Source organism: Kitasatospora sp. NPDC048722, assembly GCF_040650235.1.
In the GTDB taxonomy this organism is placed as follows: domain Bacteria; phylum Actinomycetota; class Actinomycetes; order Streptomycetales; family Streptomycetaceae; genus Kitasatospora.
The window spans coordinates 1-21,907 of the sequence record NZ_JBEZGX010000057.1; the positions used below are offsets into that span (position 1 = coordinate 1).

Annotated in this window: 15 protein-coding genes and 1 tRNA gene; 6 read left to right on the forward strand and 10 right to left on the reverse strand. The window is 74.8% G+C overall.

Annotated features, from left to right (window positions below; all coding sequences use genetic code 11):
• Window positions 1-208: 208 nt before the first annotated feature.
• From ngcE to AB0C76_RS32115, 6 genes are all read right to left on the reverse strand, one after another.
• Complete coding sequence (gene ngcE / locus AB0C76_RS32090; RefSeq protein WP_359972339.1) at window positions 209-2,158, reverse strand: N-acetylglucosamine/diacetylchitobiose ABC transporter substrate-binding protein; 1,950 nt, start codon at window positions 2,156-2,158, stop codon at window positions 209-211.
• A 262-nt stretch (window positions 2,159-2,420) separates the two neighbouring features.
• A complete protein-coding gene (locus AB0C76_RS32095) occupies window positions 2,421-3,452 on the reverse strand; it encodes a LuxR family transcriptional regulator (RefSeq protein WP_359972341.1) in 1,032 nt (343 codons plus the stop codon).
• A 12-nt stretch (window positions 3,453-3,464) separates the two neighbouring features.
• Entirely contained in the window at window positions 3,465-4,754 is a 1,290-nt protein-coding gene (locus tag AB0C76_RS32100; protein WP_359972343.1) for an MFS transporter, read from the reverse strand.
• Entirely contained in the window at window positions 4,751-6,511 is a 1,761-nt protein-coding gene (locus AB0C76_RS32105) for a condensation domain-containing protein (protein ID WP_359972345.1), read from the reverse strand. Before AB0C76_RS32105 ends, AB0C76_RS32100 begins: the two co-directional genes overlap by 4 nt.
• 299 nt (window positions 6,512-6,810) lie before the next feature.
• Entirely contained in the window at window positions 6,811-10,347 is a 3,537-nt protein-coding gene (locus AB0C76_RS32110) for a BTAD domain-containing putative transcriptional regulator (protein ID WP_359972346.1), read from the reverse strand.
• Window positions 10,348-10,534: 187 nt separating this feature from the next.
• Window positions 10,535-10,619 (reverse strand) — tRNA-Leu (locus AB0C76_RS32115).
• Between the two features lie 291 nt (window positions 10,620-10,910).
• Here AB0C76_RS32115 and AB0C76_RS32120 point away from each other — a divergent pair.
• From AB0C76_RS32120 to AB0C76_RS32130, 3 genes are all read left to right on the forward strand, one after another.
• Entirely contained in the window at window positions 10,911-12,242 is a 1,332-nt protein-coding gene (locus tag AB0C76_RS32120) for a M20/M25/M40 family metallo-hydrolase (protein WP_329924428.1), read from the forward strand.
• A 387-nt stretch (window positions 12,243-12,629) separates the two neighbouring features.
• The gene (locus AB0C76_RS32125) at window positions 12,630-12,872 is read left to right on the forward strand and encodes a chaplin (protein ID WP_359972423.1); all 243 of its coding nucleotides are present in this window, start codon (window positions 12,630-12,632) and stop codon (window positions 12,870-12,872) included.
• Window positions 12,873-13,209: 337 nt separating this feature from the next.
• Complete coding sequence (locus AB0C76_RS32130; protein WP_359972348.1) at window positions 13,210-14,049, forward strand: chaplin; 840 nt, start codon at window positions 13,210-13,212, stop codon at window positions 14,047-14,049.
• A 193-nt stretch (window positions 14,050-14,242) separates the two neighbouring features.
• On the opposite strand, the gene AB0C76_RS32135 is transcribed toward AB0C76_RS32130, so the two are convergent.
• Window positions 14,243-14,452 (reverse strand): DUF5703 family protein, encoded by a 210-nt coding sequence (locus AB0C76_RS32135; protein WP_359972350.1) that lies wholly within the window; start codon window positions 14,450-14,452, stop codon window positions 14,243-14,245.
• A gap of 385 nt (window positions 14,453-14,837) precedes the next feature.
• Between AB0C76_RS32135 and AB0C76_RS32140 the strand changes: the two genes are divergently transcribed.
• Window positions 14,838-15,443, forward strand: coding sequence for a hypothetical protein (locus tag AB0C76_RS32140; RefSeq protein WP_359972352.1), 606 nt, complete (start codon window positions 14,838-14,840; stop codon window positions 15,441-15,443).
• A gap of 87 nt (window positions 15,444-15,530) precedes the next feature.
• Here AB0C76_RS32140 and AB0C76_RS32145 read toward each other — a convergent pair whose 3' ends face one another.
• Window positions 15,531-17,720, reverse strand: a complete 2,190-nt coding sequence (locus AB0C76_RS32145; protein ID WP_359972354.1) for a helix-hairpin-helix domain-containing protein — start codon at window positions 17,718-17,720, stop codon at window positions 15,531-15,533.
• A gap of 46 nt (window positions 17,721-17,766) precedes the next feature.
• Complete coding sequence (locus AB0C76_RS32150; RefSeq protein WP_359972356.1) at window positions 17,767-18,747, reverse strand: aldo/keto reductase; 981 nt, start codon at window positions 18,745-18,747, stop codon at window positions 17,767-17,769.
• Between the two features lie 250 nt (window positions 18,748-18,997).
• On the opposite strand from AB0C76_RS32150, the gene AB0C76_RS32155 reads away from it, so the two are divergent.
• Window positions 18,998-20,044 (forward strand): LLM class F420-dependent oxidoreductase, encoded by a 1,047-nt coding sequence (locus AB0C76_RS32155; RefSeq protein ID WP_359972358.1) that lies wholly within the window; start codon window positions 18,998-19,000, stop codon window positions 20,042-20,044.
• A gap of 69 nt (window positions 20,045-20,113) precedes the next feature.
• Here AB0C76_RS32155 and AB0C76_RS32160 read toward each other — a convergent pair whose 3' ends face one another.
• Window positions 20,114-21,103: a magnesium and cobalt transport protein CorA gene (locus AB0C76_RS32160; protein WP_359972360.1), complete on the reverse strand. Its 990-nt coding sequence runs from the start codon at window positions 21,101-21,103 to the stop codon at window positions 20,114-20,116.
• 95 nt (window positions 21,104-21,198) lie between these two features.
• Between AB0C76_RS32160 and AB0C76_RS32165 the strand changes: the two genes are divergently transcribed.
• Window positions 21,199-21,891, forward strand: coding sequence for a histidine phosphatase family protein (locus tag AB0C76_RS32165; protein ID WP_359972362.1), 693 nt, complete (start codon window positions 21,199-21,201; stop codon window positions 21,889-21,891).
• Window positions 21,892-21,907: the final 16 nt, after the last annotated feature.

Genomic DNA, 21,907 nt, shown 5'->3' on the forward strand with positions numbered 1-21,907 from the left:
ATCGACTTGACGGTGAGGCGGTCCATGATTTCCTGGAACCGGCCGTTCCGGTCGATCACATCGCTGACCATGGGCGATGTCTCCGTTCGCCTCGGGGGCTTCGTGGTGTGCCTCCAGGCTATGGATTGGTGCAGACCTTCCTCAACGCCCGGAACCGGCTGCCGAATTAGGTCAGCGACCGGATCCCCGAGAGGGGGGAGCGGAAGGCTCAGGGGTGCCGGTACTTCGTGACGGAACCGTCCTGGGCGGTCCGGTCCGCCGCCTGCTGGATCAGCCGGACGGCCTCGGCGGGCTTCAGCCGGCCGGTCGTCAGTTCGCCGATGTAGCCCGCGATGACCTCGCGGTTGAGGTCCTGGTACCAGTCCGTGCGGGGCGCGACGACGTGCTCGCCGGCGGCCTTGAGCAGGTCGCGGGCCGAGGCGAGGCCGGGCGGCAGTTCGAGGTCGTCCGCGGCCTCGCCGACCACCGTCAGCGAGGACACCCGGCGGGTGAACTCCCGTGCCGACGTGCGGCCGAGCAGGACGCGCAGCAGCTCCTGCCCGCCCTGCGGGTTGCGGGCGGCCCGCGGGACGACGAACGCGCTGCCGGCCGCCGCCCAGATGGTCCCGAACGGCATCCGGTCGGTGTCGCCGAGCCCGGGGGGCGGCGCCACGGCCATGTCGAAGCCGGGCGGCGTGGTGTCCTTGGCCTCGTTCTCCACCCAGGAGCCGTTCGGGATGAACAGCGCCTTCCCGGCCGTCCACGCGGCCTGTGCCTGGAGGTGGTCGAGGTCCGCGGTGCCCGCCAGCAGGTGTCCGCGGACGGCGAGTTCGTGGTACGCCTCGAAGGCCTGCCGGACGGCGTCGTGGTGCCAGGCGTTCGGCTCCAGGTTGTCGATGGCCCGCAGCACCTCGGGGCCGCCGATCTTGGCGATGAAGGGGTACAGCGTCCACTGCAGGTAGAACGGGTACTTGCCGGGGAACGTCCAGCCCGCGATGCCCTCGTGCTTGGCCTCCTCGCACAGCGCGAGCATCTCGTCCCAGGTCCTGGGGTACTCCCAACCGTGCCTCGCGAGCGTCGACTTGGAGTACCAGAGGCCGAACACCGTGTACGCGTGGTTGAGCGCCCAGACCTCCTCCCCGCCGAACCGGCCCTTGGCGATCGCCGCCGGGATCAGCGTGTCGGCGACGCTCCGGTCCGGATCGTCGTAGGCCGGTGCGGCCAGCAGCGGCCGCAGGTCGGTCAGTCGGCCGGCGGCGGCCAGCTCGGCGGTGGCCACCGAGGCCGGGCCGGTGTTGTCCACGAGGTCCGGGGGGTTCCCGCCGGCGAGGCGCGGTTCCAGCAGCGGCCGGATCTCGGCGGCGGCGGTGTGTGCGACCTCCGCGTGCGGGAACGCCGCGCGGTAGCGCTCCTCGGCGTCCCGGACGTAGCCGTCGCCGAAGCCGCCGTCGAAGACCAGCACGTCCAGCGGCGCCGCAGGGTCGACGCCGAGCGGGTTCGCGCGCCCGGCCGGCTCCCCTGCGGCGGACCGGGACTGCGCGAGCAGCCAGGCGTAGACCTCGGGGTCGTCGTACGTCCTGGTCCACGAGTCGTGTCCGGTGTCCGGGTACCGGGTGAAGCGGACGGGGTTGCCCGCCTCGCGCAGCGCGGCGACGATCTTCTCGGTGTGCGAGACCGGGATGTTGCGGTCGTCGGCGCCGTGGAAGGTCCACACCGGCAGGTGGGCGATCCGCGGCGCGGCCTCCGGCAGCCAGGAGCCGCAGATCGGCACCGCGGCCGCGAACCGGCCCGGGTAGCGGGCGGTGAGCGCCCACGTCCCGGTGCCGCCCATGCTGAGCCCGGTGACGTACAGCCGGTCCGGATCCACGCGGTGGGCGTCGGCCACCTCCCGGACCAGGGCGGCCAGCGCGCTCAGTTCGGCCGCCCAGGTGCTGTACGAGGGACACTGCGGCGCGACCACGACGAACGGCAGGTCCGCGCCGGCCTCGATCTGCTTGAGCGGGCCGTGCGCGGCGATGCCGGCCAGGTCCTCGCCGCGTTCCGAGGCGCCGTGCAGGAACAGCAGCAGCGGCCAGGGCTCGGTCGCGTCGGCGTAGCCGTCCGGCAGCGACAGGACGTACGGCAGGTCGTTGCCGCCGTCGTCGCTCGCGAACAGGTGGTGCTGAAGGGCGGTGGACATCGGTTTCCTTCCATCGGAGGGTCGCCCGGCCGCCGCGGGTCCGGGACCGGCCGGGGCGGGACGTTCTCCCGCTCGGGCCGGTCACCGCGCCCGCGGATCGAGCCGGGCAGCGGACGGTCCCCGCTCGGAGCAGCGGGGTCGGGTGTGGTGCGGAGAGGTTCGGTGGTGCGTCCCGGTGCCCGCCCGCCGGGTGCCGGTGCCGTGGCCGGGGGCCGCAACACGGTGGACCCACCCGGCCGCGGCACCGGCGCGGCCCGTCGGCTCAGGCGGCGTTCCTCGGCGTCGGGCCGACCAGCCCGGTCCGGGCCGCCAGCACGCCGGCCTGGAACCGGCTGGTGGCGGAGAGGTCCTGCATGATCGCGGCCAGGTGCCGGCGGAAGGTGCGGTCCGACATCGCCACCCGCCGGGCGATCACGTCGTCCTTGGCACCGGAGGCCAGCAGTTCGAGGATGGTCGCCTTCACCTCCTCGATCGTCCCGGCGTAACCGCCGGCCGCGGAGTCGAACTCGAAGGCCGAGGCCCAGTAGCGCTCGTGCAGCCCGCCGAGGAAGGCCGCCACCGCCCCGTCGTACACGACGGCGATCGCGTCGCCCTCGCCGGCCGGGATGAACGCGACCTGCCGGTCGAACACCAGGAAGCGGTCGTGCACCTCCTTGGTGGTGCGGGCCTGCCCGCCGACCGCCATCAGCGCGCCGATGTGGGCCCGCGTCCCGGCGTCGCCGCGGGCGGTGTGCGGGTAGAGCACCCGGGCCCGGACGCCGCGTTGCAGCGCCTCCAGCACGAGCGGCCGGGCCAGCCGCAGCTCGGCCGTCTCCTGCGCCACACAGGGCTGCATGACCAGCAGTTCCCCGGTGCAGCGCTGGGCCGCCTCGAGGAGCCGCAGCCGGAGCTCCTGCGGGTCGTCGGTGATCACCACGCTCTCCGTACGGGCCTTGGCCTGCTTGTCGAACGCGGCGGCGAACGACCGCAGTTGGCCCTTGAAACCGGCGAGCCGGCGCCGCTGGTCGTGGATCGCCCGCTCCAGCGGCACCAGGAGCTCGACCTGGGCGGTGTCCGGGCTGACCGCGACCAGCAGGCTCCCGCCGTCCTCGGCCGGCCGCACCAGGCGCAGTTCGCGCAGTTCGTCGAGCGCCCGCAGGACCCTGGGGAGCGGGAGGCCGAGTTCGGCGGCGATCCCGGCGGGGGTGAAGTGCGGTCGGCCGAGGGCCCGTTCGTAGAGCCAGACCACGAACTGGTCCGGTTCGCCGGGGTGTCTCGCGGAGTCCTGTCGTACGGTCGGTGCCGCGTGTGCCATGATCGCCTCCACTCAGTCCTCGTCCGGTCGTCCGCCGCCCGGGCCGGCGGCACGCAGCCTGCGGATGGCCGGTGCCGCGAGCAGGACGGCGCTGCAGGCCAGCCCGACGCCGAAGGACGCGAACATCAGCGTCCGCTCCCCGGTCAGGCGGGCGATCGGCCCGGCCAGCGCGCGGCCGAGGGCCATCGACAGCAGTGAGCCGGCCACGTCGTACGCGTAGACCCGGTTGAGCAGGTCTCCCGGGATCCGGGTTTGGACGGTGGTCGCCCACAGGACCGACCACAGCGCCAGACCGGCCCCGGCGAGGCCCCAACCCAAGCACAGCACGAGCACGTCGGGCCGGATCGCCGCCGTCAGCGGGTACAGCGCGAACAGCACCCACCCGATCGTGCCGAAGGCGAGCGGACGGGCGGGGCGCAGCCGCATCGCCACGGCGCCGCCGACCAGTCCGCCGGCGCCCATGGCGGCCAGGCCGGTGCCGAGCACGGCGGAGCCGTGGGCGGCGACGACGAGGTTCGTGCCGACCGGCAGCGAGAGGCCGGCCACGAAGCAGCCGTACAGCAGGAAGACCGAGATGACGCCCCACAGCCACGAGCGGGCCCGGAACTCCTGCCAGCCCTCGATCAGTTGGCGCAGGAACGACTCCCCGGCCGGCTCGCCCGCGCGCGGCGGCAGCCGCAGCGCGAACAGGCAGGCGGCGCTGATCCCGTACGTGGCCGCGTAGAGGGCGAACACCACGGCCGGCCCGGAGAAGCCGACGAGGACCCCGGCCAGGGCGGGCCCGGCCACCCCGGCCAGCGACTCGGCGATCCGCAGCGCGCCGTTGGCCCGCTGGACGTCCTGCGCGACCTGCGGGACGAGCCCGGCCACCCCGGGCTGGAACAGCGCGGTGGCCAGGCCGCTCGCGAACTGCAGCGCGACGACCGCGGCCAGCGACGGCGTGCCGAGGGCGAACGCGACGGCCAGCGTGCCCTGGATGCCCAGGCGCACGAGGTCGGCCAGGACCATCATCCGGCGGGGTGTGAACCGGTCGGCGAGCACGCCGCCGAACAGCACGCCCATGGCGAGCGCCGCCATCCAGGCGCCCAGCGCGTAGCCGACCCCGGCGGTGCCGTAGCCGCTGTCCAGGACGCCGACGGACAGCGCCACGGGCAGCATCGCGTCGCCGAGCAGCGAGCCGGTGCGGGCGCCGAAGTAGAGGCGGAAGTTGCCTGACCACAGGGCGGCGCCGGGAGCACCGGTGTCCTCGGTGTCCGTGCCGGGGGAACCCGCCTCGTCGGCGCTGGTGTCGGTGGCGCTCACGTCAGGTCGCCTTCCGCGGGTCGGCCCGAGGAGTCGGACAGCACCGGCAGCTCGGCCCAGGCCTGCGGGTCGTCGGCACGGGCCGGCTCCGGGGCGCCGCCGTGCACCACGTAGCGGTGCGGAGTGACGGCGCTGACCCGCCCGGGGAGCGCGGCCAGTGCGCGCCGCTGGACGTCCCGCGGGTCGGCCGGCCCGGCGAGGCGGCACACCAGTCGGTGACCGAGGTCGTCGTCCGGTTCCGCGGTGACGAGGTGCGGGGTGTCGGCCAGCACCTCGGCGAGCAGCGTCCGGACGGCGGCGAGCTCCACCCAGGAGCGGTCGCTGAGGTACCAGCCGGGGCCGCGCTCGACCGGCGCGAGCGTGGTGAGCGAGGGCAGTTCCTCGAGCGCCACGTCCTCCTCGGCGGCGGCCGCGAACAGGCGCAGCAGGGCGCGCCCGAACTCCTCGGCCTCGGCCCCGGGCAGGGTCTGCGGGTCGAGCCACAGGGTCAGCTCGAACTCCCCGGCGAGCCGGTACAGGCATGCGAAGAAGCGGCAGGGCACGTCCTCGGCGGGCACCCACCCGACGCTGCCGCCGAGCCCCGGTTCGGGGACGGCCGGCTCCTGGTGACCGGGGATCCACACACCGGGCAGTCGCCCCCGCGCGGACTCGTCGGGGGAGTCGGCCGCGGCCGCCAGCGCGCTCATGTCGTTGAAGACGAGGTCGCGTGCGAAGGAGATGCCGCGTTCGGTGCTCGCCGCCTCGATCGCCCGCCAGACCGCGGTCGGGTCGAACCAGCTGTGCCGGTACGCGGGCAGCCCGGCCGCCCGCACCCGCCGGACGACGTCGTCGAAGCCGGTCAGCCCGTCGAGGTCGAGCGGCAGCAGCGCGTCCTGTGCGAGCGATCCGAAGAAACCGCGCAGCTTGGGGACGACGCGGTTGCCGGAGAGCGAGGTCACCGCGACGGTCCCGTGCCCGGTGCGGTGGCCGACGAGCACCGCGAGGGCCGCGAGCACCACCGTGGAGGCGCTGGCGCCGGTCCGTTCGGCGACGGCCGCCAGCTGGGCGGGGGCGGCCGCGGAGCGGACGGCGAGGCCGGGGTGCAGCCAGTCGGACTTGGCCGGGGTGCCGGTGGGCGGCGGGAACACGGCCTGCGGCACCCGGCCGATCTGGCCGCCCCAGTACTGGACGGCGCCCGCGCCGATCCGCTGGACGGACGCCGAGCGCTCCAGCTCGACGACGTCGACGGGCTCCAGCGCGGGCGGCTCCGGCAGCTCGCGGCCGGCGCACAGCGCGGCCCACTCGGCGTGCAGCACCTCGCACGCGGCGACGTCCATGGCGGCGTGGGTGACCACCCAGACGAGCTGTCTCGGGACGCCGTCCGCCGTCACCACGGCGGCGCGGAAGGGGAGTTCGGACTGCAGGTCGAAGGGGCGGGCGCGCAGCCGGCGGGCGGTGCGCTCGGCCGTCCCCAGGGGGTCGCCGTCCGACTCGACCAGCTCGACCACGAGCGTGCCGGAGGCGGCGACCCGCTGGGTGGGCGGGGTGGTGAGGACGTACGTGGTGCGCAGCGACTCGTGGCGCTCCAGCAGGGTGCGCAGCTGGGCGGCGATCCGGTCCGGGCCGCCGTCGGCGGGGACGCCGAAGACCATGGCGAGGTTCAGGCGCGTGGGGTCGTCGTCGATGCTGATCGCACGGACGATGTTGGCGTGACCGAACGAGAGCGGGCCCGACCGTGCGGGGCGGGCACCGGCGAAGTCGACCGTGAGCTGTGGCAACGTGTCACCTCATGGATCGCGGCGGTCGTGTGGGGGGTTCTGGATCACGGTACGGAGGGCGGCTGTTGGACCGGCTGTAGTCGCACCAGAGGCCGAGCGGCCGGAACCTCCGGTCGACGGGGGCCGTCTACGGGGGCTGAGCTCGGCGATCCGGCGGGCGGGCGGGCGGCGGCCGGGCGACCGGAAGAAGTGGCCGCAACTTCCGGAGCAGTTGTTCCGGCGCCAACGTCCTGTCCGCGCGTCCCGTCCGCGCGTCCCGTCCGAGCCGCTGTCCCCGGCCGCACGGGCCCGGCCGTGACTCAGAGGACGGCCCCGGTCCCCGTCTCCTCGCCGATCCGCTCCGCCGCGCGCCGGTGCGCGAGCGCTTCCTCCGGTGCGCCGAGTGCCGCGTGCGCGTGCCCGAGCACGTGGTGGCTGCGCGCCTCGCCGGGCCGGTGGCCGGTCTCCCGGTGCAGCGCGAGCGCGTCCGCGGCCAGGTCCGCGCCGGCGCGCGGGTCGCCGAGCAGGACGCGGACGTGGGCGAGCACGTCGAGTGCGCAGGCCTCCAGCAGCCGGAACTCCGACTCGCGGGCCAGGGCGAGCGCCTGCTGGGCGGTGAGCAGGGCGAACTGCGGCTCGCCGAGCCGCCGTTGGACGGTCGCCAGGCCGACGAGCGCGGACACCTGCGGGAAGCGGTCGTCGACCACCTCGGCGAGGTGCAGCGCCTGCCGGTAGCTGTCGGCGGCCTCGGGCAGTCGCTCGGCCCGCTCCAGCGCGATCGCGAGGACGAAGGCGGCGTTCGCCTCCAGCCGGCGGTTGCCGAGTGCCCGCGCGGTGGCGAGGGCGGTCTCGGCGAGCCGCCGGCCGGTGTGGTGGTCGCCGAGGTCGGAGTGGGCGCGGGAGAGGCAGCTCAGGGCGACGGTCTCGCTGGTCCGGTTGCCGGTGGCCTCGTGGACGGCCAGTGCGGCGCCGGCCACCCGGATCGCCTCCCGGGAGCGGCCCATGGCGCGGTGGGCGATACCGAGGTTGGTGTGGGCGATCGCCTCCCCGCGGACCGAGCCGAGGTCGCGGTAGAGCCGGGCGGCGTGGGTGAAGTGGTCGGCGGCCTCGGGCAGGCGGCCGAGCTTCCAGCAGATCAGGCCGAGGTCGGTGAGGTCGTCGGCGGTGCCCGCGCCGCCCGCGCGTTCGGTGAGCTCGCGGGCCCGGGAGAGGTAGTCGGAGGCCAGGCGCATGCTGCCGTTCTCCTGGTGGGCGGCGCCGATCCGGCGCAGCGCCGTCGCCTGGCCGGCCGGCCACTCGGCCCGCCCGGCGAGGTCGAGGGCCTTGCCGAAGAGGGTGACGGCGAGCGCGTTGTTGCCGAGGGTCCAGTGGCAGTCGGCGCGCTGCAGCTGCGCGGTGGCCTGGGCGCGGAGCCGGCCGTCGGTGACGGCGGCGGCGAGCCCCGCGGTGGCGACGCGCAGCCGCTGGATGGTGTACATGCCACGGGAGAGGTAGCCGTGCAGGCTCTCGGCGAGGCGCCAGGCGACGGTGGGGAAGCCGGAGTGGGCCGCGTGCAGGACGGCGCCGACCAGGCTGTCCCGTTCGGCGTCCAGCCACGCGGCCGCCTGGGCGCGGTCCGGGACGAGCGTGGCGGCGGCCGGTCCGGGGCCGGCCGCGGGCCTGGTCGGGTCGAGCAGCCGGGCCGCGGCCTCGGCGTGGCGCAGGTACCACTCGAAGAGCCGTTCCCGGGCGCCGTGCACCTCGTCGCCGACGACGAGCTCGCGGGCGTAGGAGCGCAGCAGGTCGTGCAGCCCGAACCGGCCGGGGGAGCGCTCCTGCACGAGGTGGGCGTCGGTCAGCCGGTGCATGAGCAGGGCGGACTCGGCGGAGGTCGTGTCGGCGAGGGCGGCGGCGCCGTGGACGGTGACGTCCGCCCCGGGCATCAGGCTGAGCAGCCGGAACATCCGCCGGGCCGGTTCGGGCAGGGCACGGTGGGAGAGGTCGAACGCGGCCCTGACGGTCGCGTGCCGGTCGCCCTCGACGCGCAGCCGGCTGAGCAGGTCGTCGCCGGCGAGCTCGGTGCAGTACGCGGTGATGCCGGTGTTGCGGGCGTGCAGGTTGGCGGCGGCGATCCTGATCGCGAGCGGCAGCCCGCCGCACAGCTGGACCAGCGCCCGCGCGGCCTCCTCCTCGGCGGCGACCCGCTCGGCGCCCGCGGTGTGCGCGAGCAGCCTAAGGGCGTCGTCCGGGCCGAGCACGTCGAGGGCCAGCTGCCGGGCGCCGTCGCTGACGACCAGCCCGGCCATCCTGGTGCGGCTGGTGATGACGACGCCGCAGCCCTGCGCACCGGGGATGAGCGGCCGGACCTGTTCGGGGTCGCGGGCGTTGTCCAGCACGATCAGCATCCGCTTGTCGGCGAGCAGCGTGCGGTACGTCGCGACGGCCTCGTCCTCGTCGGCCGGCATCCGGTCGGGCGGCACGCCGAGGGCGCGGAGGAACTGGGCCAGGACGTCGCCGGGGCGCAGCGCGGGCACGGGGGAGTGTCCGCGCAGGTCGACGAACAGCTGCCCGTCCGGGAAGTGGTCGCGCCGCGCGTGCGCCCAGTGCATCGCCAGCGCCGTCTTGCCGACGCCCGGCGCGCCCACCACGGCGACGACCTTCTGCCGGACGGCCGGGTCCGTGGCCACCAGGCCGTCCAGTTCCCGGAGCTGGCGGCGGCGTCCGACGTACGCCCCGGCCTCGGCGGGGAGTTGGGCCGGCCGGACGGCGACGGCCGGGCCCGGTGCCGCCGGGGGCCACGGTTCGTCCGTCCCGGTGCGCCGCGCGCGGGGCAGTTGCTGGCGCAGCACCCGCAGGTGCGCCTCGCGCAGTTCCTCGCTGGGCGCGATGCCCAGTTCCTCGTCCAGCCGGTCGCGGAAGCGGGTGAACACCTTGAGCGCGGCGGCCTGTTCGCCGCAGCTGGCGAGGGTGAGGACGAGCCGGGCGTGCAGGCCCTCGTGCAGCGGCTCCTCCCGCACCATCTCCCAGAGCCGGCGCACGGCGTCCTCGGGGCGGCCGAGCCGGAGTGCGGCGTCGGCGTGCAGCAGGACGGCCTCGGTCCGCTGCTCGTTGGCGGCGACGGCGGCCGGGTGGTTGCGCAGCGCCGGGTCGCCGTCCGCGAGCACGGGCCCGCGCCACCACTCCAGGGCGCGCGTGAGCGACTCGTACGCGAGGACGGGGTCCGTCGCGGCGAGCGCGCGTTTGGCGCGGGCGAGGAGTTCGTCGAAGTGCCCGAGGTCGCGTTGGCTCCAGGTGGCCTCCAGCAGGTAGCCGGTGGGGGTGCGGGCGACGGCGGGCTTCGCCCCGGCCCGGGGCGCGGCGGGTTCGAGGAGTTGGCGGACCTGGCTGACGTACGTGTGGATGAGGCTCTGCCGTGAACTGGGCGGCCCTGCGGGCCAGAGCGTCTCGGCGATCTCCTGCTGTGTGGCCGGCTCGGGGTGCTTGAGCGCGAGCAGTCCGAGCAGGCGGCGCTGCATCGGACTCGTGACCGCGAGTGGGGTCTGGTCGCGCTGCACGACGAGCGGGCCGAGGATCAGGAACCGCAGCCGACCGGTGTTCCTGGCCGGCCGCGCGCGGGCGGCGGTCAGCAGCCGCTCGACGTCGGTGCCGCTCAACCCGAGGGCCGCGGCCAGCCGCCGGAGCGTCCCGGCCTGCGGCCGGTTGACCCGGTCGCGCTCGATGTCGCGCAGCGCCCGGGCACTGATCGAGGCGCGGGCCGCCGCCTCCTCCTGGCTGAGCCCCGCCCGCCGCCGGTGCCCCTGCACCTGCGCGCCGAGCGTCTGGCCCCCCGTCTCCGGACCGTCCCAAGGGAGCCCCGGCGCCGCGTCCCGTCCCCCCATGGCCTCCCCCTCGTCCGCCCGTCCCGGGGCCCTCCCGGGCCGACGCCAGTGTGGACTAGACCATTCCGTCGGGCAAGGGTGTCCATGTCATGTCCGCTTCCCCCACCCTCCCCGCAACGCCTCGGAAACTGCCCCGGAAAACGCGAAATCCCCCCGGCGCTCTCGCGAGCCCCGAGGGGATGTTCCGTGTCCGAGGGGGGACTTGAACCCCCACGCCCGATAAAGGGCACTAGCACCTCAAGCTAGCGCGTCTGCCATTCCGCCACCCGGACCGGGTGTTGCCTTTGCGGCTTCCGTCTTTCCGTCGGCCGCGCTGACAGATGTAACTGTAGCAAAGATCGGCTTGCGTTCCCAAAACGGTTCCGCGCGGGGGAGCGGGGGCGGTGACGCGGGCAAGGGGCCGCGTGTGGCGGGGGCGTGACCAGGGGGTTTCGGGCCCGTGCGGGGGGTGGATCCCGGTGGGGGCCTGGGGGAGGATGGGCGGACGTGCTCGTACGGCCCGGGTGCAGATCCCGGGGGTGGCGCGCTGGTGCGCCGGTGCGGGCCAGAGACGAGGAGTGACCGTGAGCGAGCGGAGCGAGTCGGCGACGCCGAGGGTGACGGCTGAGTCGGAGGTCGCCGGGATCTGTCGCGACCTGATCCGGATCGACACCAGCAACTACGGGGACGGCTCCGGGCCGGGCGAGCGGAAGGCCGCCGAGTACGTGGCCGAGCAGCTCGCCGAGTTCGGCGTCGAACCGCAGATCTTCGAATCGGCCAAGGGGCGGGCCTCGACCGTCGTCCGGATCGAGGGCGAGGACCGTTCCCGCCCGGGCCTGCTGATCCACGGCCACACCGACGTCGTCCCGGCGAACGCCGCCGACTGGACGTACGACCCGTTCGGCGGCGAGATCGCGGACGGCTGCGTGTGGGGCCGCGGCGCGGTCGACATGAAGGACATGGACGCGATGACCCTCGCCGTCGTCCGCGACCGGCTGCGCACCGGCCGCAAGCCCCCGCGCGACCTGGTGCTGGCCTTCGTCGCGGACGAGGAGGCCGGCGGCACGTACGGCGCGCGCTTCCTGGTGGACAAGCACCCGGAGCTGTTCGAGGGCGTGACCGAGGGCATCGGCGAGGTCGGCGGGTTCTCCTTCACGGTCAACGACCAGGTGCGCCTCTACCTGGTGGAGACCGCCGAGAAGGGCATGCACTGGATGCGCCTGACGGTCGAGGGCCGCGCCGGCCACGGCTCGATGGAGAACGACGACAACGCCATCACCGAGCTGTGCGAGGCGGTCGCCCGGCTGGGCCGGCACACCTTTCCGCTGCGGATCACCAAGACCGTCCGGGCCTTCCTGGACGAGCTGTCCGACGCCCTCGGGGTCGAGCTGGACCCGGAGAACATGGACGAGACGCTGCGGGTGCTCGGCGGCATCGCCAAGATGATCGGCACCACGCTGCGCAACACCGCCCAGCCGACCATGCTCGGCGCCGGCTACAAGGTGAACGTCATCCCCGGCCAGGCCACCGCGCACGTGGACGGGCGCTTCCTGCCCGGCTACGAGGAGGAGTTCCTGGCCGAGCTGGACAGCGTCCTGGGCCCGCGTGTGAAGCGCGAGAGCCTGCACGCGGACAAGGCGATCGAGACGAGCTTCGACGGCGCGCTCGTCGAGGCCATGCAGACGGCGCTGCGCGCGGAGGACCCGATCGCCCGCGCGGTGCCGTACTGCCTGTCGGGCGGGACGGACGCCAAGTCGTTCCAGGACCTCGGGATCCGCTGCTTCGGCTTCGCGCCGCTGCAGCTGCCGCCGGAGCTGGACTTCGCCGGGATGTTCCACGGCGTCGACGAGCGCGTGCCGGTGGACGGGCTGAAGTTCGGCGTGCGCGTGCTGGACCGGTTCATCGACGCCTGCTGAGCCGACGCCTGCCGAGTCGACGCCCGCTGAGCCGACGCCTGCCGAGTCGACGCCCGCTGAGTCGACGCCCGCTGAGCCGACGCCTGCCGAGTCGACGCCCGCCGAGTCGACGCCTGCCGAGTCGATCGGTGCGGGCCGGGCACCGCGCCGTGACGGCCCGCCCCGGGGTTCCGGGTGCGGGCCGTCCGCATTGTCGGAGCTAATGATTTGGGACGTGGTCGGGGAGATCGACAGAAACGATCCTGCATGGAATTCTGCGGTGGGCATGTGTGCGAGTCATCACCGTTGCGGGTGAATGGCAAATCTGTTCCGTACCCCGTTTGCCACACCGTCGTTCATCCCTGTGCAGCCCGCCGAACGGGTTGCGGTGTCCAAACAGGAGGAATGATGAAGGTCAAGAAGATCGCCGCCGTCGCCGCTGCCACCGGTGGGCTGGTCCTCGCCGCCGCCGGTGTCGCGTCCGCCCACGGCGGTGCGGCGGCCGAGGGTGCTGCGGTCGCCTCGCCGGGTGTGGTCTCCGGCAACCTGGTGCAGGTCCCGGTTCACGTCCCGGTCAACGTCTGCGGCAACACCGTCAGCGTGATCGGCGTTCTGAACCCGGCGTTCGGCAACCACTGCGCCAACTTCTAAGGCCCAGAAGCTCGGCCCCCGGCGGCGGGACTCCCCGCCGCCGGGGGTTCTTGCGTTTCGGGAGGGCGAGCAGGACGGCGGCGGGTCGGGGGTGCCCGGATGCGGCAAACAGACACGTCCACTCGATCGGGTGAAGCTGATGCGTTCGGCCCAACCTCGCCATGACTTCCTCGTTTACTCCTGTGCAGTCGAAGACCTCGCGGGATATCCGGATATTCAGAAAGTCCGACTTTCGGATGTCCGGAAGGTCATCACGTCGTTTCGATACGTCATACGGATACGTCATACGTCAGGGGAATACATGAGGAATGTAGCCAAGAAGGGGATCCTCACGGCCGTGGCCACGGGCAGTGTCCTGGCCTCGACCGCCGGCTACGCCTACGCGGGCGCCGAGGCGCAGGGGGGTGCCGCCGGTTCGCCGGGCGTGGCCTCGGGCAACTCGGTGCAGGTGCCGGTCGAGGTGCCGATCAACGCCTGCGGCAACACCGTCGACGTGATCGGCGTGCTCAACCCGGCCTACGGCAACCACTGCGCCAACGTGAGCGGCCACCAGGGCGGCGGGGGCGGTCAGGGCGGCGGCAGGAGCGACAACGGCGGTGCCACCCGCGGCTCCTCCGCCTCGGGCGCCTCGGCCTCCGGTGCCGCGGCCGACTCGCCCGGCGTGGCCTCCGGCAACAGCGTCCAGGCCCCGGTGCACATCCCGGTCAACGCCTGCGGCAACTCCGTGGACGTGGTCGGCGTCGGCAACCCGGCCTTCGGCAACGCCTGCGGCAACGTCGCTCCGCCGGCTCCCCGGCCGACCGACGACTGCCCCGAGAGCCACGGCCCGACCCCGCCGTCCGGAACCCCGTCCACCACCCCGCCGCAGGGCGGCGGTGAGACCTCGCCGGGCGGCGGTCGCACCGGCGGCTCGTCCACCGGGACCACCCCCGGCGCCCCGGCCGCCTCCACCCCGGCCGTCGGGTCGGCCGCGGGCGGCAACAGCGGCGGGCCCGGCACCGGTGCCGTCCCGGCCGCGGCCCGCACGAACGGCGTGGCCACCACGGCCGCCGGAGCCCCCGGCAGCCAGCTGGCGTCGACCGGCGCGGGCGACGTCGAGCTGCTCGGCGCGGCCGGCCTCGCGCTGCTGCTCGGCGGCGGTGTGCTCTACCGCCGGGCCCGCGCCGGCGCCCGCTGAGGCGTCCCGGGCGCGGAACGACGCGCGCCCGCGGCCTCCGGGAGGACCGGACGGCCGCGGGCGCGTGAACGCCGGGCGCGAGCCGTGTCGTGCGTGGAGTCCTGGGTGTCGCGAGCGGTTCGACGCGAGCGGTGCGACGCGCCGCGCGGCCGGCCGTCCCGGACCGGCCGTCCAGTGCGGACGGCCCCGCCCGTCACCAGTTGCGGACCTGCCGGATGATCCGCCTCCGCAGCCGGACCGTCCGGCTCCCGTCCGGGAAGAGCCGCAGTCGGTCGAGCTCCCAGTGTCCGTACTCGGCGTGCTCGGTGAGCAGTTGGCGCGCCGCGTTCCGCGAGGTGCCGCGCGGCATGCGCAGGGACTGGTACTCGTACTCCGGCTGCCGGACCGTCTTCGGTGGGGTCAAAACGCTCCTCCTGGGGTTCGCCTGCCTGCAAGCCTACGGCCTGGCTCCGACAGTGGGCCCGGGTATTTCCGGTCGACCTCCCGCCGGCGGGTCCGGTCCCGAAGGCCGCCGGCGGGCCGCTCGGGAGCCACTCGACGGCCGTCCGGCCACCCGCTCCGCTGACTGTGCATCAGTTCCGCTGCTCCTGTGGACGGGATACCCCGATCCCGGCGCGCGAAGCCGTCCGTGAACGGCCGAGGTGAGCCCTCCGCGCTCCTCGTGCGCCGGGTTCGCGCGGGGATGAATGCATGTAGATCGGACATCAGGGGGGAAGTTGCGGTGAAATCGCGGGTGTAGGTGACAACCGCTGTGCGTACCGACACCGCGGGGAGATAGCGTCTGCACCATGTCTGATGCCGCGCAGCCCACCATTGCCGAGGTACGCGCCGCCGCCGAGGCGGTCAAGGCCGCCATCGACCGTCATCTGGAAGCGGTGTCAAGCCCCAGCGCAGCGGATGATCCCGCTGTGTCCGCCGCCTACGAGCAGCTCGCGACGGCGGCCATCGCCTACGACCAACTCCTGTACGAGGTCTACGACGAGGTCACCCCCTTCGAGGTCCCCGGGGACGAGGGCCCCGGGGGCTACCACGGACCCGAACAGCCCGAGGCGATCAGCGTGCTGATCCGCCGCGACTACCACGTCGTCGACCCCAAGCGGCTGCGCGCCCAGGCCGAGCGGCTCGACGAGTCGCTCACCCCGGGCGGGGGCGGCGAGGGCGGCGTGAACGCCGCGATCGGCGTGCTGTTCGGCGAGTACGAGCCGGACGAGATCGCGGCCCGCAGCGAGGAGTTCGGCCTGGAGGAGGCCGACTCGACGCTCTGGGTCGCGGCGGCCGAGCCGACCGAGCCGGGGGAGTGGCTGCCGGAGCCCTTCGACCACGCCGACCCGCAGCTGCTCATCTGCCGGTTCGACGTGAGCGAGGTCTACGACGACGAGGACCTCGACGACTGACGCGGCCAGGACGTGCGAGCGGGCGGCCCCCACCTCGTGGGAGCCGCCCGCTCGCTTTCGTTCCCGTCTCCGCTCTCCGTACCGGCCTCAGTACTCCGCGGCGGCGTTCTCCGCGAGGATCGCCCGCAGCCGGGTGGTGCGCGGTTGCGCCGGGCGCTCGGCGACGGCCTGGGCGAGCGCCGGGCCAGCCGCGTGCACCACGGACAGGTGACGCTCGCCGCGCCCGAAGGCGGTGTAGACCCACTGCCGGGTCAGCGCCGGGCCGGCGTCCTCCGGCAGCACGACCACCGCGCCGGGCCAGTGCCGCCCGAGCGCCTGGTGGACGGTGAGCGCCCAGCCGTGCCGCAGCCGCGCCGCGTCCGCGGGCGGAACCGTCCGGCGGGTGCCGTCCGCGTACTCCAGGTGCAGCCCGGCGGCGTCGCCGTCGAGGACCCGGGCCGGACGGGTGATGCCCGGGGCGGGGGACTCGACCACCCGGTCGCCCGGGTCGAAGCCGCCGAACCGGCCGGGGCCGGGGTTGAGCCGGGCCTTGGCGGCGGCGTTGAGCGCCCGGGTGCCGCCCGGGCCGCCGTGGCCGGGGGTGAGCAGGACGACCTCCTCGGCCGGGATGCCGAGGGCGCGCGGGATCGAGTCGGTGAGCAGCTGGACGGCGCGGTGGACCGCCTCGGCGCCGTCCCTGGCGGTCAGGATGACCACCTCCTTGTCCGGCGCCTCGACCGGCTGCAGCTCGCCGATGCCGATGCCCGAGACCAGCTCGCCGATCGGGCCGAAGTCCGGGGTGCGGGAGGCGACCGCCGGGCAGACCCTGGCGGCCAGCAGGTCGGCGAAGAACCGCCCGGGGCCGGCCGACCAGAGCTGGCCGGGGTCGCCGCTGAGCACCAGCCGGGTGCCGTCGGCGAGCGACTCCAGGACGGTGGCGGCGAGTTCGACGTCCAGCAGCGGGGCGTCGAGGACGACCAGGAGGTCCAGGGCGAGCGTGCCGTCGGACGAGCGGCCGGGGCCGCCGGTGCCGGAGAGCAGCTCGGCGAGGGTGACGACCCGGGCGTCGGGCCCGGCCAGGGCGGCGAAGGAGGCGCGGCCCTGGTCGGTCCAGGTGGCGGCCCAGGCGCGCAGCCCGAGGCCGGCGGCGGCGGTGAGCAGCGCGGCCGGTTCGGCGCGGGCGGCCTCGCCGCCGGTGTGCAGGACGAGGGCGCTGTCGGCGACGGCCCGGACGAGCGCCGTCGCGGACGAGGACGGCGCGGCCTCGGCGGCGGCGGCCCACGCCGTCGGGCCGGGGGCGGGTGCGGGGGCCTCGACGGGCGCGGCGGCGTCCTGTGCGCCCTCGCCATCGGACCCGTCGGTCTCGGACCCGTCGGTCTTGGAAGCGGCGGCCTCGGAAGCGGCGGCCTCGTCCTCCGCGCCGCCCTCCTCCTCCGCCTCGGCGGCATCCTTCACCTCGGGGGCGTCCTCCACCTCCGAGAGGTTCTCGGCCTCCTCGGGGTCCTCGCCCGGCACGAACGTGGCCATCAGCTGGAGCAGCCCCTCCGCGAGGCTGTCCTCCGCCATCGCCAGCCGCTCCAGTGCGAGCAGCGTCCGGGTCGGCGGCTCGTCGTCCTCGTCGCCCGATCCGTGCGCCTCGGGCCCGGTCAGCTCCTCCTGGAAGGGCAGCACCCGCCCGTCCTCGACGGCGGCCTGGATCGCGGCGGCCGGCTCCGGCATGCGGAGGCGTTCGAGCCCGGCCGCGACCTCGGCGAGCTCCAGGGCGGAGTGCCCGCGCAGCACGGCCTGCTCCAGCAGCCACAGCACGAGGGCCTGGGCGCGGCGGGAGTCGCCCGCTTCGGCGTCGGGGCCGAGCAGCGCGCGGGCGAAGCGGTCCGCGTGCTCCGGGCGGACGCCGGGCAGACCGAGCACGGCCCACGGGTCCGTCCGCAGCCGCTCGGCGGCGTCGTCGCCGAACTCGGCGACGGCGGCGGCCGCGAGCTCGGTGGGGGCGCCGCCCGCGGTGAGGACCTCGGCGGTGGCGCGCAGGGCGTCGGCCGGCTGCTCGCCGCCGCCGGCGCGCGCGGACGACGCGACGGCCGCCGACGGGGCCGCGGGGCCGGAGCTCGCTGCGGGCCGCGGCCCGGCGGCGGCCGCACCCGCCGGAGCAGCCGTCGAAGCGGGCGTCGCCGCCTGCGGCCCGACGCTGCGGATCCGCTGCGCCAGCTCGGCGATCGCCGCGGCCTTGTCCGCCGGACTCACCGGACCCGCCGGACCCGCCGAGTCGGCCTCCGGAGCGCCGTTCTCCGTGTCACTCATCGTCCGCTCCAAAGGTCACTCCACTGCGTGTGTTGCTCGACAGGGGTCAGAGCTCGGTCCACCCCTGGTCCGGGTAGCGGTGCACCGGGGACGAGATGTCGTCCAGCGCGCCGCGGATCTCACCCGGAAGCGTAAGCGCCTCCACCGACAGCGCCGCCTGCAGCTGTGCCGCCGTCCGCGCCCCGACCAGCGCGCTCGCCACCCCGGGCCGGTCCCGCACCCACGCGAGGGCGACCGCGAGCGGGCTGCTGGCGAGCCCGTCCGCGGCGGTCGCGACGGCGTCGACGATCCGCCGCGAGCGCTCCCCGAGGTAGGGCTGGACGAAGCCGGACAGGTAGGGCGAGGCGCCGCGCGAGTCCTGCGGGACGCCGTGCCGGTACTTGCCGGTGAGCACCCCGCGGCCGAGCGGCGACGAGGCGAGCAGTCCGACCCCGGCGTCCAGGGCGGCGGGCAGCGCCTCGCGCTCGATGCCGCGCTGGAGGAGCGAGTACTCCAGCTGCACCCCGGCGAGGGGGGTCCGTCCGTGGTGCGCGCTCTGCCAGGTGGCGGCCCTGGCGAGCTGCCAGCCGCTGTAGTCGCAGACCCCGGCGTAACGGGCGCGCCCGGAGTTGACGGCGATGTCGAGCGCGCTGAGCGTCTCCTCGGCGGGCGTGCCGGGGTCGAACGCGTGCACCTGCCACAGGTCGACGTAGTCGGTGCCGAGTCGGCGCAGCGAGGCGTCGAGGGCGGCGAGGAGGTGGCCGCGCGAGCAGTCGAAGCGGCGGCGGGACTCCGGGACGCTGCCGGCCTTGGTGGCGATGACGAGTTCGGAGCGGGGGACGAGGGCGTCGGTGAGGCGGGAGAGGAGGTACTCGGCGCCGCCGTCGGCGTACACGTCGGCCGTGTCGACCAGGTTGCCGCCGGCGTCGACGAACCCCTTGAGCTGCTCGCCGGCCTCGTGCTCGTCGGTGTCGCGGCCCCAGGTCATGGTGCCGAGCCCGAGCCGGGAGACCTGAAGGCCGGTACGGCCGAGGTGACGATGTTCCATCCGACGGGCCCTCCACTCGGCGGGCCCGGGGCGCCCCCGATGGCCCTGTGAACGCGCAGGTGGGGACGGGACTCCCCACGTCGGCTGAGCGTAGCGGCCGGTGCACGGACAGGTGCGCAGACCCGCAGGACGATCAACGCCGGGCGGCCGGCGGCGCGGTGGCCGGATCCACCGCTACCGACCAGTAGCATCACCGCGGGGCACCCGGTTACCCTCACCACCAAGCCCACCCGACTGGAAGGTTCGGCACATGCGACTCGGCATCAACCTCGGCTACTGGGGACTCGGCATGGACGCCGACAACATCGCCGTGGCCCAGGAGGCGGACCGGCTGGGCTACTCGGTGTGCTGGGCGGCCGAGGCGTACGGCTCGGACGCGGCGACCGTGCTCAGCTTCGTCGCCGCGAGGACCGAGCGGATCGACGTCGGTTCGGCCATCTTCCAGATCCCGGCCCGCACCCCGGCCATGACCGCGATGACCGCCGCGACCCTGGACACCCTGTCCGGCGGCCGGTTCCGGCTCGGCCTCGGCGTCTCGGGCCCGCAGGTCTCCGAGGGCTGGTACGGCGTGAAGTTCGACAAGCCGCTCGCCCGCACCCGCGAGTACGTGGAGATCATCCGCAAGGCGATGTCCCGCGAGCGCCTGGTGCACGAGGGCCGGCACTGGACGCTGCCGTTGCCCGGCGGCCCCGGCAAGCCGATCAAGCTGACCGTCCACCCGGTGCGCGAGCACATCCCGCTGTACATCGCCGCGATCGGCCCGAAGAACCTGGAGCTGACCGGCGAGATCGCCGACGGCTGGCTCGGCATCTTCTTCTCGCCCGAGCACGCCGGGCTCTCCATCGACGCGCTGCGGGCCGGCCGCGAGAAGAGCGGGCTGACGCTGGACGGCTTCGACCTCTGCCCGACGGTGAACGTCGTGGTCGGCGAGGACATCAAGGCCGGCGTCGACTCGCTGCGCTCCTACGCGGCGCTGTACATCGGCGGCATGGGCAGCAAGGAGAAGAACTTCTACAACCAGCTCGCGCGGCGCATGGGTTACGAGCAGGCCGCCGACGAGGTCCAGGAGAAGTACCTGGCCAAGGACTACGCGGGCGCCGCCGCGGCCGTCCCGCACGACCTGATCGACGCCACCGCGCTGATCGGCGACACCGCCCGCATCGCCGACCGGATGCAGGCCTACGCCGAGGCGGGCGTCACCACGCTCACCCTGGCCCCCGGCGGCTTCGGCCTGGACGAGCGGATCCAGGCGCTGCGCACGGGAGTCGAGGCCCTGGAGCGCGCCGGCCTCGCCTAGGGCCGTGGCCGGACGGGTCCACCGTGTTGCCACGCCCTGCACGGCACCGGCGGGGAGCGGCCCGGGAGCTCACAGCCAGTCGTGCCGTTTGAACACCCGGTGCAGCACCACGCAGACGACCGCCATCAGCCCGAGGGCCGCCGGGTACCCCCAGGGCTGGTGCAGTTCGGGCATGTCGTCGAAGTTCATGCCGTAGATGCCGGCGATCAGCGTCGGCACCGCGGCGAGCGCCGCCCAGGCGGAGATCTTCCGCATGTCGTCGTTCTGCTGCACGCTGACCTGCGCCAGGTTGGCGGCGAGGATGTCGGACAGGAGCCGGTCCATGCCGTCCACCTGGTCGTTCACCCGGGCCAGGTGGTCGGCGACGTCCCGCAGGTAGGGCGCCGCCTCGGGGCGCACGAAGGCGGCGCCGCGCTCCAGGCGCAGCATCGGCTCCAGCAGCGGGCCGGTGGCCCGGCGGACGGTCATCACCTGCCGCTTGGCGCCGTAGATCCGCCCGGCCGCGTCGGCGCCGGTGCGGCCGGGGGCGAAGATCTCCGCCTCCAGCTCGTCCAGGTCGTTCTGGAGCGCGGCGGCGATGTCCACGTAGCTGTCGACGACGGTGTCGCAGACGGAGTGCAGCACCGAACTCGGGCCGTACGTGGCGAGGTCGGGCTGGCGCTCACGTGCCCGCCGCAGGCCGTCGGGAGGGCTGTCCTCGCCGTGCCGGACGGTCAGCACGAAGTCCGCGCCGACGAAGACCATCACCTCGCCGGTGGTCACCTCACGGGTGTCCGGGCGGTAGCCGAGCGACTTGAGCACGACGAACAGCGAGCCCTGGTAGGCCTCGACCTTGGGCCGTTGGTGGGCGCTCGCGGCGTCCTCGACGGCCAGCGGGTGCAGCCCGAACTCCGCGCTGACCTGGCCGAGTTCCTCGGCGGTCGGCTCGAAGAGGCCTATCCAGACGAAGCCGCCGGGCCCGGCGGTCCTGGCGGCTTCGCGGGTGCCCGCAGGGCCGGGCAACTCCTCGACCAGGCGGCCGTCGCGGTAGATGGCGCAGTGGACGATCATGCGGGCCATTGTCGCCCGAGGGCCCCGGCCCGCCCCGGACCGAGGCCGTCACGGAGAGCCGCCCGCCGCCCGCGCCGGCGCGCGGAGGCCGTAGGCTAGGCCCCATGCCGACCCTGCTGCTCGTCCGCCACGGCCGCTCGACCGCGAACACCGCCGGGATCCTGGCCGGTTGGACGCCCGGGGTGGACCTCGACGACACCGGGCGTGCGCAGGCCGCCGCGCTCGCGGACCGGCTCGCCGGCATTCCGCTGGCGCAGGCCGTCAGCAGCCCGCTGGAGCGCTGCCGGCAGACCCTGGAGCCGCTGCTCGCCGCCCGGCCCGAACTGGGCGATCCCGCCGTCGACGAGCGGCTGGGGGAGTGCCACTACGGCGACTGGACCGGCCGCCCGCTGGCCGAGCTGGCCAAGGAGCCGCTGTGGCGCACCGTCCAGGACCACGCCGCCGCCGCGGCGTTCCCCGGCGGCGAGTCGCTGCGCGAGCTGAGCCACCGCACGGTCGACGCGGTGCGCGAGTGGAACGGGAAGATCGCCGCCGAGCACGGCGACGACGCGGTCTGGCTGGCCTGTTCGCACGGGGACGTCATCAAGGCGGTCGTCGCCGACGCGCTCGGCCTGCACCTGGACCACTTCCAGCGGATCAGCGTCGAGCCGTGCTCGGTCACCGTGATCCGCTACACGCCGCAGCGCCCCTTCGTGCTGAGAATGGGCGACACCGGTGACCTGGCCTCGCTCGCGCCCCGGCACGGCGCGGCGTCGACCGCGCCGGCCGGTGACGCCGTGGTCGGCGGCACCGCCTGACCCACCGGGTGCCATC

Bases quoted from the DNA above. Each gene is read 5' to 3' on its own strand.
- ngcE (WP_359972339.1), bottom strand. From the start codon at position 2,158: ATGTCCACCGCCCTTCAGCACCACCTGTTCGCGAGCGACGACGGCGGC.
- AB0C76_RS32095 (WP_359972341.1), bottom strand. From the start codon at position 3,452: ATGGCACACGCGGCACCGACCGTACGACAGGACTCCGCGAGACACCCC.
- AB0C76_RS32110 (WP_359972346.1), bottom strand. From the start codon at position 10,347: ATGGGGGGACGGGACGCGGCGCCGGGGCTCCCTTGGGACGGTCCGGAG.
- AB0C76_RS32125 (WP_359972423.1), top strand. From the start codon at position 12,630: ATGAAGGTCAAGAAGATCGCCGCCGTCGCCGCTGCCACCGGTGGGCTG.
- AB0C76_RS32140 (WP_359972352.1), top strand. From the start codon at position 14,838: ATGTCTGATGCCGCGCAGCCCACCATTGCCGAGGTACGCGCCGCCGCC.
- AB0C76_RS32145 (WP_359972354.1), bottom strand. From the start codon at position 17,720: ATGAGTGACACGGAGAACGGCGCTCCGGAGGCCGACTCGGCGGGTCCG.
- AB0C76_RS32150 (WP_359972356.1), bottom strand. From the start codon at position 18,747: ATGGAACATCGTCACCTCGGCCGTACCGGCCTTCAGGTCTCCCGGCTC.
- AB0C76_RS32155 (WP_359972358.1), top strand. From the start codon at position 18,998: ATGCGACTCGGCATCAACCTCGGCTACTGGGGACTCGGCATGGACGCC.
- AB0C76_RS32160 (WP_359972360.1), bottom strand. From the start codon at position 21,103: ATGGCCCGCATGATCGTCCACTGCGCCATCTACCGCGACGGCCGCCTG.
- AB0C76_RS32165 (WP_359972362.1), top strand. From the start codon at position 21,199: ATGCCGACCCTGCTGCTCGTCCGCCACGGCCGCTCGACCGCGAACACC.